Source organism: Roseateles sp. P5_B10, from assembly GCF_056400485.1.
Map to the genome: position 1 here is coordinate 1 of NZ_JBFULE010000108.1, position 11,618 is coordinate 11,618.

Below are 11,618 nucleotides of genomic sequence, written 5' to 3' on the forward strand. Positions count from 1 at the left end.
GCGCGCGGCTGCAGGCCCGCACGCAAACGGCGCCGCGCTACCGCCTGCACGCACTGCCAGGCACCGTACCGCCCAAGCCCGGCCTGGCCCGTGTGCCTGAAGGCGAGGCCGGCCACGCCATTGAGGTCGAGGTCTACGAACTGCCGGTGGCCAGCGTCGGCTCGCTGCTCGCGCTGATCCCGCCGCCGCTGGGTCTCGGCAATCTGGAGCTGGCCGACGGMCGCTGGGTCAAGGGCTTCATCTGCGAAGGCGCCGCGCTGCTGGGCGCACCCGACATCAGCCATCACGGCGGCTGGCGCGCCTTCCTTGCCGCGCCATGATGGACCCGCGCCACGTCGACGAACCGGCCGTGCTGGCCGAGCTGCGCGCCGTGTTCGACGCCTACGAGCAGGCGCTGATGGGCAATGACGTGGCCGCGCTCAACGCCTTCTTCTGGCAGGACGCGCGCGTCACGCGCTACGGCATCGCCGACCGGCAATGGGGCATCGCCGAGCTGGAGGCCTACCGCGCCGCCACGCCCGCGCCGGCCTTCACGCGGCGGCTGGAGCACCTGCGCCTGCACGCCTTCGGTCCCGACATGGCGGTGGCGCAGGTCGAGTTCGTGCGCAGCGACACGCCGCTGCGCGGCTTCCAGACGCAGACCTGGGTGCGGCTGCCCGAGGGCTGGCGCATCGTGGCGGCCCACGTCAGCATGATTCCCTTCGCCTGCGGCACACCAACAATCGTGGAGCCCGAGACTCTCGCGACCTTGCCGTGACCCAGCCCGCCCCCACCCCGCCCGCCGAAGCCCCGAGCCTGGCCGACCAGGCCTATGTACGGCTCAAGCAGATGATCTTTGACTTTGCGCTGATGCCTGGCGACCGCGTCTCCGAGACCGAGTTGGCGCAGCGCGTCGTCGTCAGCCGCACGCCGCTGCGCGCCGCCCTGCAGCGGCTGGAGCGCGAGGGCTTCCTGCAGCTGCTGCCGCGCCTGGGCTGGCAGGTGGCGCCGCTGGACTTCGACGTGATGGACGAGCTCTATGACCTGCGCACCCTCATCGAGTGCGAGGCCGCACGCCACCTCTGCGAGCACGAGCAACGGCCCGAGCTGCAGCAACTGGCCGACATCTGGATGGTGCCGCCTGCCGAGCGGCTGGCCGACGCGGCAGAGGTCGGCGCGCTGGACGAGCGCTTCCATGCGCTGTTGGTGCAGGGCAGCGGCAATCGCGAGATGGTCCGCGTGCACAGGGAAATCACCGAACGCATCCGCATCATCCGGCGGCTGGACTTCACCAAACCCGCGCGCGTGGATGCAACCTACGACGAGCATGCCCGCATCCTGCGCACCATCACGCGGCGGCGCACCGACGAAGCCCAGCGCCTGCTGCGCGCCCACATCCAGCAGAGCAAGCTCGAAGTGCGGCACATCACGCTCGACATGCTTTACCGCGCCAGGCGGAGCAGCTGATGCCACGCGGCTCCTGGGCATGCGAATGGCACATGAATTGCATGAGCCTGCCATGCCGGTTCGTGCGAGCGGCCATGGCGATGCCGGCCGCCAAGAGTCAATTCACGCGTTCTTCATCCACCCCCTAGGAGCTTTGCCTTGAAACCCACCGCACGCCTGCTTTGCACCGCCCTCGCCGCCTTCGCCGCCGGCGCCGCCCAGGCCGCCGACTGGGCCGACACCTCCATCGGCTATCGCTACGGCACCAAGTTCGCCGAGCCCTTCGGCACGAACGACATCCACAAGAACATCCTCGACCTCAACCATGCCAGCGGCTACGCCTACGGCACCAACTTCTTCAACGTCGACCTGCTGCTGTCCGACAAGAAGGACCCGTCCAGCCCCAACTCCGGCAGCGGCGCCAGCGAGGTTTACATCGTCTATCGCCACACGCTGGACTTCGGCAAGATCACCGGCAGCCCCATCGCCTTCGGCCCCGTCCGTGGCGTGGGTCTCACCGCCGGTTTCGATGCCAACGTGAAGGTGGATGCTGGCTACAACTCGCGCAAGCAGATGCTCGTGCTCGGCCCCACGTTGATGATGGACGTGCCTGGCTTCCTCAACGTCAGCCTGCTGCTGCTGAAGGAAAGCAACGCGCCGTACAACAAGTTCAGCAGCACGGCGACGCCGCGCTACGACTACAAGAGCCATGTGATGCTGACGGCGGCCTGGAGCATCCCGCTGGGCAAGCTGCCCCTGGCCTTCGAAGGCTTTGCCAACTACATCGCCAGCAAGGGCACGGACGAGTTCGGCGGCGCAACAGGCCCCGAGACCAACTTCGACGGCCAGATCATGTACGACGTGGGCGCCGCCACCGGCGCGACGCCGAACAAGTTCAAGGTGGGGCTGGAGTACCAGTACTGGCGCAACAAGTTCGGCAACCCGTACAAGGGTCCGGCCGGCAGCGGCGCATTCGCAAAGACGCCGATGATCCGCGCGGAATACCACTTCTGAAGTTCCCGCGACGTCCGGCATGTCTCGCCTTGAATTGATCGGCATCACCAAGCAATACCCCGGCGTTCGGGCCAACGACGACATCCATCTCAAGGTGGCGCCGGGGCAGATCCACGCCGTTCTCGGCGAGAACGGCGCGGGCAAGTCGACGCTGATGAAGATCATTTACGGCGCCACCAAGCCGGACGCCGGGCAGATCGCCTGGAACGGCCGCGAGGTCGAGGTGGCCAGCCCGGCGCAGGCCCGCGCGCTGGGCATCAGCATGGTCTACCAGCACTTCTCGCTGTTCGACACACTCACCGCCGCCGAGAACATCTGGCTGGGGCTGGACAAGTCGGGCTCGCTGGCCGAGGTGGCCGAGCAGACGCGGGTGGTGTCGGCGCAGTACGGCCTGCATGTGGACCCGGCCCGCCCGGTGCACACGCTCAGCGTCGGCGAGCGCCAGCGCGTCGAGATCGTGCGTGCGCTGCTGACGCGGCCGCAGCTGCTGATCCTGGACGAGCCCACCTCGGTGCTGACGCCGCAGGCCGTCGAAAGCCTGTTCGTGACGCTGCGCAAGCTGAGCGGCGAGGGCTGCTCCATCCTCTACATCAGCCACAAGCTGCACGAGATCCGCTCGCTGTGCGACCACTGCACGGTGCTGCGCGGCGGCCGCGTGGTGGGCGAGGTCGACCCGCGCAAGGAAACCAACGCCAGCCTGTCGCGGCTGATGATTGGCGCCGATGCGCCGGTGCTCACCGCCCGCGAAGGCCAGCGCGGCGCACACGTGCTGCGCGTGGCTGAACTTGGCCTTGAGCAGCTCGACCCTTTCGGCGTCACGCTCAAGGACATCGCCTTCGACGTCTGCGCCGGCGAAATCGTCGGCGTGGCCGGCGTGTCGGGCAACGGCCARCAGCAGCTGCTCGCGGCGCTGTCAGGCGAGGACCCGCGCGCGGCGGCAGGGACCATCCAGCTCTTCGACCAGGACATCGCCCGCGCCACGCCGGGCCGGCGCCGCGCCGCCGGGCTGCACTTCGTGCCCGAGGAGCGCTTGGGCCGCGGCGCGGTACCGACGCTGTCGCTGGCCATGAACACGCTGCTGACGCGCACCGAGGCGGTGGGCCGGGGTGGCTGGATACGCATCGCCCAGGCGCGCAGGCTGGCGGCCAAATTGATCGAGGGCTTCCGCGTCAAGGCCTCGGGGCCGGACGCGATGGCCCGCACGCTGTCGGGCGGCAACCTGCAGAAGTTCATCGTCGGCCGCGAGATCGACGCGCAGCCGAAGCTGCTGATCATTGCCCAGCCGACCTGGGGCGTGGACGTGGGCGCCGCCGCGCAGATCCGCGGCGAGCTGCTGCGGCTGCGCAACCAGGGCTGCGCGCTGCTGGTGTTCAGCGAGGAGCTGGACGAGTTGTTCGAGATCTGCGACCGGCTGCACGTCATCGCCGACGGCCGGCTGTCGCCGTCGGTGCCCACGCCCCAGGCCACGCGCGAGCAGATCGGCGAATGGATGTCGGGGCTGTGGCCCGCGACCGCGGAGGAGCCGGTCCATGCTCAGGCTTGAGCCGCGCACGCAAACCTCCATGCTGCTGGCCGTGGCCGCGCCGCTACTGGCGCTGGCGCTCACCGTGGTCATCGGCGTGCTGCTGTTCACGGCCCTGGGCAAGGACCCGCTGCAGGCGTTGCGGCTGTTCTTCGTCGAGCCGCTGAAGAATGGCCGGGCACTGTCGGAACTCAGCGTCAAGGCCGTGCCGCTGGCACTGATCGCGCTGGGCCTGGCGGTGTGCTTTCGCGCCAACATCTGGAACATCGGCGCCGAGGGCCAGTTCGTGCTTGGCGCTCTGGGCGCGGGCTGGGTGGCCATGCAGGCCGGGCCCGGCACCTCCGCCTGGTTCGTCGTGCCGGTGCTGCTGGGTGGTGTCGCGGGCGGCATGTTGTGGGCCGGCGTCGTGGCGTTGCTGCGCGACCGCTTCAACACCAACGAGATCCTGGTCAGCCTGATGCTGGTCTATGTGGCCACGCTGCTGCTGAACTACCTCGTCTACGGGCCCTGGAAGGACCCGGATGGCTACAACTTCCCGCAGACCGTGCTGTTCGCGGCCTCGACGCGGCTGCCGCGCCTGGTGAACGGGTTGCGCATGAACGTGGGCGTGGTCATCGCGCTGCTGGCCGTGGCGGCCTTCGCGGTGTTCCAGTTCCGCACCTACCGCGGCTATGCGTTGACGGTCGGCGGCATTGCCCCGGCCGCCGCGCGCTATGCCGGCTTCTCGTCGCGCAGCGCGCTGTGGACGGCGCTGCTGCTCTCCGGTGGCATGGCGGGGCTGGCAGGCGCCTTCGAGGTGGCCGGGCCGCTGGGGCAGCTGACGCCCTATGTGCCGGTGGGCTATGGCTTCGCGGCCATCATCGTGGCCTTCGTCGGCCGGCTGCATCCGGTGGGCATCGTGTTCTCGTCGGTGCTGATGAGCATGTTCTACATCGGCGGCGAGCTGGCTCAGAGCCGCATGGGCCTGCCCAAGGCGCTGACCAGCGTCTTCCAGGGCGTATTGCTATTCACGCTGCTGGCCTGCGACCACGGCTTGCAGTACCGCATGCGCTGGGTGGCGGCGGTCAAGGCGAGGGCGGCGGCATGAACGAGATTGCCTTGCTCATTGCCGCCACGCTGAGCGCCGGCACGGTGCTGGCCATCGCCGGCCTGGGCCTGCTGATCAACGAGCGGGCCGGCATCGTCAACCTGGGCGCCGAGGGGCTGATGCTGGTGGCGGCCATCGCCGGCTTTGCCACCGCGGTGCACACCGGCTCGGACCTGCTCGGCTTCCTGGCCGGCATGGGCGCGGGCGCGGTGCTGTCGCTTTTTCTCGGGCTGCTGGTGATCTGGCTCAACACCAACCAATACGCCACCGGCCTGGCGCTGAGCCTGTTCGGCGCCGGCTTCTCAGCCTTCGTCGGCATCGAGTACACGCAGCAACGGCTGGCCGAGCGCACGCACTGGGCCCTACCCGGCCTGGCCGATTTGCCGGTGCTGGGCAAGGCGCTGTTCGAGCACCACCCGGTCGTCTACCTGGCCATGGCGCTGGCCGTGGCGATGCATTTCTTCCTGTACCGCACGCGGGCCGGCCTAGTGCTGCGCGCGGTGGGCGAGTCGCCCGAGTCGGCCCATGCGCTGGGCTACCCGGTGCGGCGCATCCGCCTCGCCGCCGTGGCCGCCGGCGGCGCGCTGTGCGGCCTGGCCGGCGCCTACCTGTCCCTCATCTACACGCCGCTGTGGGTGGAGGGCATGGTGGCCGGCAAGGGCTGGATCGCACTGGCGCTGACCACCTTCGCCACCTGGCGGCCGGCCCGCGTGCTGCTCGGGGCCTACCTGTTCGGCGGCGTGACGATGCTGCAGTTCCACCTGCAGAGCGAGGGCATCGCCATCTCCAGCCACTGGCTGAGCATGCTGCCCTACCTCGCCACCATCGCCGTGCTGGTGCTGATCTCGCGCAACCCGGCCTGGATCAAGGCCAACATGCCGGCGTCGCTTGGCAAGCCTTTCAAACCCGGCCATTGAATTCCCTGTCTCAACCGCTCACCCCTCAGGAGAAACGCATGACAYCCCTTGCCACCCGCCGGACCTTCGCGCTTGCCGCACTGGCCGCCGCCGCACTCGCGGGCTGCTCCAAGAAGGAAGAGCCCCCCGCCGCCGCGACGCCCGCGTCCGCCGCCGTCGCCAAACCCGAGCCGCTGAAGATCGCCTTCGCCTACGTCGGCCCGGTGGGTGACGGCGGCTGGACGTTTGCGCACGACAACGCCCGCAAGGCGTTGGAGAAGGAGTTCGGCGACAAGATCGCCACCAGCTTCGTCGAGAAAGTGCCCGAGGCCGCCGACGCCGAACGCGTCTTCAACGACCTGGTGGGCCAGGGCAACAAGCTGGTGTTCGGCACCACCTTCGGCTACATGGAACCCATGCTCAAGGTCGCGGCCGAGCACAAGGACGTGAAGTTCGAGCACGCCACCGGCTACAAGACGGCCGAGAACCTGCGCACCTACGACAGCCGCACCTACGAGGGCGCCTACCTGGCCGGCGTCATCGCCGGGTCCATGACCAAGACCAACACCCTGGGCGTGGTCGGCTCCATCCCCATCCCCGAGGTCATCCGCAACATCAACAGCTTCACGCTGGGCGCGCAGAGCGTGAACCCCAAGATCAAGACCAAGGTGGTCTGGGTCAACGAGTGGTTCGACCCGCCGAAGGAAACCGAGGCCGCCACCGCGCTGATCAACGGCGGCGCCGACGTGCTGATGCAGAACACCGACTCCGCCGCGGTGCTCAAGACCGCCGAGGAAAAGGGCAAGCGCGCCTTCGGCTGGGACTCCGACATGAAGGCCTACGGCCCCAAGGCCCACCTGGCTTCGGCCGTCATCAACTGGGCGCCGTACTACATCAAGGCCACGCGCGACGCGCTGGACGGCAAGTGGGCCACCGGCAAGGCCTGGTGGGGCGTGAAGGAAGGCGCCATCGACATCGTCTCCCTCGCCGACGACGTGCCGGCCGAGGCCAAGGCCAAGGTCGAGCAGGTCAAGGCCGGCCTCAAGGACGGCAGCTTCTCGATCTGGAAGGGCCCGCTGGTCGACAACACCGGCAAGGAAGTGCTGGCCAAGGATGCCGTCGCTGATGATGCCTTCCTGGGCGGCATCAAGTTCTTCGTCAAAGGTGTCGAAGGCAAAGTCCCTGGCGCGAAATGAAGCCCCTCGGCCAAGGAGTACCTTGGCCGGTCCCCCGAGGGGACGGCGATGCTTGCGGCATTGAGCCGCAAGCACATCGCCAGACGGGCCGGCTTGGGAACGGCCCGGCGCTCGGCCCACAAAGACACTACGGCCATGAGTACTGAAATCGACTTCGACCGAATCCCCCGCTCGGCCCTCCCCGGGCTGCTGGCTCGCGCCCCCAAGGCCGAGCTGCACATCCACATCGAGGGCTCGCTGGAGCCCGAGCTGATCTTTGCGCTGGCGGCGCGCAATGGCGTGGCGCTGCCTTATGCCAGCGTGGAGGCGCTGCGCGCGGCCTATGCCTTCACCGACCTGCAGAGCTTCCTGGACATCTACTACGCCGGGGCCAGCGTGCTGCTGCACGAGCAGGACTTCTACGACATGGCCTGGGCCTACTTCGAGAAGGCGGCCCGCGACCACGTCGTCCATGCCGAGCTGTTCTTCGATCCGCAGACGCACACCGCGCGCGGCGTGCCCATGGGCACGGTCATCCAGGGCCTGTCGCGCGCCTGCACCGATGCGCGCGAAAAGCTGGGCGTCAGCGCCGCGCTCATCCTGTGCTTCCTGCGCCACCTGAGCGAGGCCGACGCCTTCGCCACGCTGGAACAAGCCCTGCCCTACCGCGCGCATTTCATCGGCGTCGGGCTGGACAGCTCGGAGCGCGGCAACCCACCCAGCAAGTTCACGCGCGTGTTCGTGCGCTGCGCAGAACTGGGCCTGCACCGCGTGGCCCATGCCGGCGAGGAGGGGCCACCGACCTACATCGAAGAGGCCCTGGACCTGCTGCGCGTGGAGCGCATCGACCACGGCGTGCGGGCCATAGAGAGCCCGGCGCTGATGCACCGCCTTGCGCTTGAGCGCATGCCGCTGACGGTCTGCCCGCTGTCCAACGTCAAGCTCTGCGTCGTGCCCGACCTGGCCATGCACCCGCTGCCCCAACTGCTGGCCGCCGGCCTGGCCGTGACCATCAACTCCGACGATCCGGCCTACTTCGGCGGCTACCTCAACAAGAACCTGTCGGCGCTGTTCGACGCTCTGCCTCAATGGGGCGCGCGCGAGGCTTATCAGCTGCTGCGCAACAGCCTCGAAGCGAGCTTCCTGCCACCGCCGGCCCGCGCCCCCTGGGTGGCGGCGCTGAACGCCGAGTTCGCGCGGGCGGTGGTCTAGGAGCCGCCCACTGCGGTTCGCCGCGGCCTGACTCACCAGGTGGTAACTTCCGCGCCGCGTGGGCGCCTTCGCCTGGGGAGCAACAACATGAAATCGACCGTTTTCAGCCTGGCCACCGCCCTGGGGGCTGGCAGCGTACTGGCAGCCGCACCGGCATCACACATCGACGAAGTCCTCGTCTACCCGGGCGGCGCCCAGGTCACGCGGCTGGCCACCGTCGCGGCCGGCGCGCGCGAGCTGGTGCTGAACTGCCTGTCGGCCCGCTTCGACCCTGACTCGCTGCAGATCGACGCGCCCGCCAGCGTCAACCTCGGGCCGGTGCAACTGGAGACGCTGCCGCGCGAGCGCGTGCCCGAGTGCGCGCAAAGCCCGCTGGACGAGCAGGTCCGCAAGCTGGAGGGCCAGCGTGACACGCTGACCGCCGAGTCAAGCGCACTGGACACCGGCCTCGGCTACCTCAAGGCCCTGGGCGCTGGCGAGGCGCGGGCCACACCGGCCACAGGCATCGGCGCGACGGCAGACACGATCCGCAAGACTGCGTTGGAGGGCCTGCTGCGCCAGGCCGCCATCCGCCGCCAGTTGGAAGACCTGGACAAGCAGCTCGCCCCGCTCAAGTCCGAGCGAGACGGCGTGGCCGCCGCCAACCCGCAATGGCGCAGCCTGCGCCTGCGGCTGTCGACCGCGCGCGAGGCCGAGCTGAAGCTGAACTACCGCGTGACGCAAGCCGGCTGGGCGCCGAGCTACCGCGCACTGCTCGACACGACCACGAGCGCGCTGAATCTGGAGCGCCTGGCCCAGGTGTCGCAGCAAAGCGGCGAGGACTGGAAGAACGTGAAGCTGCGGCTGACAACGGCGCAGGTGGCTCAGAAGGTCGGGCCCGGCTCGCCCCGGCCTTGGCAGCTCGACCTGGCGACCGCCCGCGTGCCGGCACCCGCGATGTCAGTTGCCGAATCGGTGGTCGTGACAGGCCAACGGGCCACCCTCGTCAGCCGGGCCACCGCCGAAGAGGCGGCAGGCAAGCTGGAGCGCTTCGACCTCGGGGTGTTCGAGGGCAGCTACGCGACCGAATTCGTGCTGCCGCTGCGCGTCAACGTCGACAGCGGCACGCAGCGCGCCAGCCTGACGCTCGGCAGCGAGAAGCTGCAGGCCAAGGTGCTGGCCCGCGTGCAGCCGCAAAGCGAGGCTGCCGCCTATCTCGTGGCCGACGCCGCCAAACCCGCCGGCGCCTGGCCACGCGGCGCCGTGCAACTGGTGCGCGACGGCGCGCTGGTGGGCAGCACCCTGTTCAATATCGCCAGCGGCGACGAGCGCCTGGAGCTGCCCTTCGGCCGCGACGACGCGCTGCGCGTGCTGGTTGAGCCCGAGCAGCGCAATGCCGGCAACACGGGCTTCATCAGCACGCGAGCGGAGCACCGCTATGGCCGCGCCTATGTCGTCGAGAACCGCCACACGGCGGGCACGGTGACCCTGCAGCTCGTCGAGGCCTCCCCCGTGTCGCAACACGAGGACATCAAGGTGCAGTCTCAGTTCAGCCCCGCGCCGACGACTCAGGCGTGGCGCAAGCAGGCAGGGCTGGTGATGTGGGAGCAGCCGCTGGCGGCGGGAGCCAGCCAGCGGTTCATGGCGGACTATGTGATCAGTGCGCCGAAGGAGGCGCAGGTGACGGGGTTGCGTTGAGCGGTTCGGGGTAGGCAAAAAGCTCTCCCCTGCAGCCGCAACAGCCAAACCCGAAAGCAGGCCGCCACCGGGCTGTTCAATCACCCCCCTTTGAGCCCGCCGAGCAGCGCAGGGCCTTGGGGGCGTGCGCGCAGCGCACTTCAAGAACTGACTCCGCGCAACTGTTTGAGCAGAGCGTAGCGGCGCGAGTTTTGCGCGGCCCCTCAAGGCCTGAGCAGCGCAGGGAACCCCGCAGCGCAGCGGAGGGGCGGGCGGATCGGGGGCGACTTTTTGCCTTCTTTTTGGTCGCTCAAAAAGAAGGTCGCCCGCCGGGGCTGAGCCCGGACACAAGACAGTCCACTGCGGACTGTCTTGTGCCTGGCGAAGGCCTTTCCGCTTGCAAGCGGAAAGGCAGAACTCCCGGCATGGGCCTCACGCGGAGGCCAACCGTCGGATCGAAACAGGCGACCGGCGTGCCAAACGCCTTGCATTAACCGAGCAGCTCGTCCAGCGCCTCTTTGGGATCAAAGTGATAGAGCAGCAGACAGTCGTTCCAACCGTCGCTACCGGTGCAAAGGCACATGCAGGACTGCTTGAGCGCCGTGCCGAACTCGGCCGAATCGAGCAGCGCCACTCGGAGTTCGGGCCATGAGTCAGCTGGGTTCTGCGTGACGAAGATCAGGTTGGCGTAAGCACCGTCATCTTCGCCTTGCGAGGCGTCAAAGCCCCGGCAACCTTTGATGCTCCTCGCCAACGCTTCGCCAGCCGCAATCAACCGGTTGACGTCGAATCCGGGCGCGCGGTTCGGCTGAACTTGGACGCAGATCTGTGCAAAGGCCGGTGAAGTCATTGTTCAACCCCTCACCTCACCCTGCCCCAACACCACCCACTTCATCGAAGTCAGCCCCTCCAGCCCCACCGGCCCGCGAGCGTGGAACTTGTCGGTGGAGATGCCGATCTCGGCACCCAGCCCATACTCAAAGCCATCCGCAAAGCGCGTGCTGGCATTGACCATCACGCTGGCCGAATCCACCTCGCGCAGGAATCGCATCGCGTTGGGATGATTTGTCGTCAGGATCGCATCCGTGTGATGCGAGCCATAGCGATTGATGTGGGCAATGGCTTCGTCAAGTGAATCGACCACCTTGATGCTGATGATGGGGGCGAGGTATTCGGTGGACCAGTCTTCCTCCGTCGCCGGCACCGCACCAGGCACCAAAGCCAAAGTCCGCAGGCAGCCGCGCATCTCCACGCCCTTGGCCTTGAAGATGGCCGCGATTCGCGGCAGGAAGGCTGGCGCCTGGGCCGCATGCACCAGCAGCGACTCGGTCGCGTTGCAGGGGCTGTACTTCTGCGTCTTGGCGTTGTCGACGACCTTGAGGGCCTGCTCCAGGTCGACCTCGGCGTCGACATAGCTGTGGCAGTTGCCGTCCAGATGCTTGATGACGGGCACCTTGGCCTCGGCAGAGATTCGCTCGATCAGCCCCTTGCCGCCGCGCGGAATGATGACGTCCACCCATTGCGGCGAGCTGATCAACAGTCCCACGGCGGCGCGGTCCGTCGTGTTGACGAGCTGCACGGCCGCGCGCGGCAGCCCGGCTTCCTCCAGTGATGCGGCCACCAGCTCGGCC

At 68.3% G+C, this 11,618-nt stretch carries 12 protein-coding genes; 10 read left to right on the top strand and 2 right to left on the bottom strand.

From position 1 onward, the window contains the following. The 10 genes from AC1DU6_RS09880 to AC1DU6_RS09925 all read left to right on the top strand — a co-directional run. On the top strand, positions 1–320 hold a 320-nt coding region (locus AC1DU6_RS09880; protein WP_477856946.1), incomplete at its 5' end, for an allophanate hydrolase-related protein. Next, positions 320–757: an oxalurate catabolism protein HpxZ gene (hpxZ, locus tag AC1DU6_RS09885; RefSeq protein ID WP_477856948.1), complete on the top strand. Its 438-nt coding sequence runs from the start codon at positions 320–322 to the stop codon at positions 755–757. The genes AC1DU6_RS09880 and hpxZ, both read left to right, overlap by 1 nt. Then, entirely contained in the window at positions 754–1,446 is a 693-nt protein-coding gene (locus AC1DU6_RS09890; RefSeq protein WP_056205664.1) for a GntR family transcriptional regulator, read from the top strand. Before hpxZ ends, AC1DU6_RS09890 begins: the two co-directional genes overlap by 4 nt. A gap of 138 nt (positions 1,447–1,584) precedes the next feature. Beyond that, the gene (locus AC1DU6_RS09895) at positions 1,585–2,439 is read left to right on the top strand and encodes an outer envelope protein (protein ID WP_477856950.1); all 855 of its coding nucleotides are present in this window, start codon (positions 1,585–1,587) and stop codon (positions 2,437–2,439) included. A 19-nt stretch (positions 2,440–2,458) separates the two neighbouring features. Further along, positions 2,459–3,982, top strand: coding sequence for an ABC transporter ATP-binding protein (locus tag AC1DU6_RS09900; protein WP_477856952.1), 1,524 nt, complete (start codon positions 2,459–2,461; stop codon positions 3,980–3,982). Then, entirely contained in the window at positions 3,969–5,048 is a 1,080-nt protein-coding gene (locus tag AC1DU6_RS09905; protein WP_477856954.1) for an ABC transporter permease, read from the top strand. The genes AC1DU6_RS09900 and AC1DU6_RS09905 overlap by 14 nt, the downstream gene beginning before the upstream one ends. Further along, entirely contained in the window at positions 5,045–5,965 is a 921-nt protein-coding gene (locus AC1DU6_RS09910) for an ABC transporter permease (RefSeq protein ID WP_477856956.1), read from the top strand. Before AC1DU6_RS09905 ends, AC1DU6_RS09910 begins: the two co-directional genes overlap by 4 nt. Before the next feature lie 38 nt (positions 5,966–6,003). After that, entirely contained in the window at positions 6,004–7,140 is a 1,137-nt protein-coding gene (locus AC1DU6_RS09915) for a BMP family ABC transporter substrate-binding protein (protein ID WP_477856958.1), read from the top strand. 135 nt (positions 7,141–7,275) lie between these two features. Next, positions 7,276–8,331, top strand: a complete 1,056-nt coding sequence (locus AC1DU6_RS09920) for an adenosine deaminase (protein ID WP_457323338.1) — start codon at positions 7,276–7,278, stop codon at positions 8,329–8,331. 87 nt (positions 8,332–8,418) lie between these two features. Further along, complete coding sequence (locus tag AC1DU6_RS09925) at positions 8,419–10,008, top strand: mucoidy inhibitor MuiA family protein (protein ID WP_477856960.1); 1,590 nt, start codon at positions 8,419–8,421, stop codon at positions 10,006–10,008. Between the two features lie 469 nt (positions 10,009–10,477). Here AC1DU6_RS09925 and AC1DU6_RS09930 read toward each other — a convergent pair whose 3' ends face one another. Then, entirely contained in the window at positions 10,478–10,837 is a 360-nt protein-coding gene (locus tag AC1DU6_RS09930; protein WP_477856962.1) for a hypothetical protein, read from the bottom strand. A gap of 3 nt (positions 10,838–10,840) precedes the next feature. Beyond that, positions 10,841–11,618 (bottom strand): glutamate-5-semialdehyde dehydrogenase (locus AC1DU6_RS09935; RefSeq protein WP_477856964.1); only part of this gene is annotated, 778 nt, incomplete at its 5' end.

Bases quoted from the DNA above. Each gene is read 5' to 3' on its own strand.
- AC1DU6_RS09925 (WP_477856960.1), top strand. From the start codon at position 8,419: ATGAAATCGACCGTTTTCAGCCTGGCCACCGCCCTGGGGGCTGGCAGC.
- AC1DU6_RS09910 (WP_477856956.1), top strand. From the start codon at position 5,045: ATGAACGAGATTGCCTTGCTCATTGCCGCCACGCTGAGCGCCGGCACG.
- AC1DU6_RS09930 (WP_477856962.1), bottom strand. From the start codon at position 10,837: ATGACTTCACCGGCCTTTGCACAGATCTGCGTCCAAGTTCAGCCGAAC.
- hpxZ (WP_477856948.1), top strand. From the start codon at position 320: ATGGACCCGCGCCACGTCGACGAACCGGCCGTGCTGGCCGAGCTGCGC.
- AC1DU6_RS09905 (WP_477856954.1), top strand. From the start codon at position 3,969: ATGCTCAGGCTTGAGCCGCGCACGCAAACCTCCATGCTGCTGGCCGTG.
- AC1DU6_RS09920 (WP_457323338.1), top strand. From the start codon at position 7,276: ATGAGTACTGAAATCGACTTCGACCGAATCCCCCGCTCGGCCCTCCCC.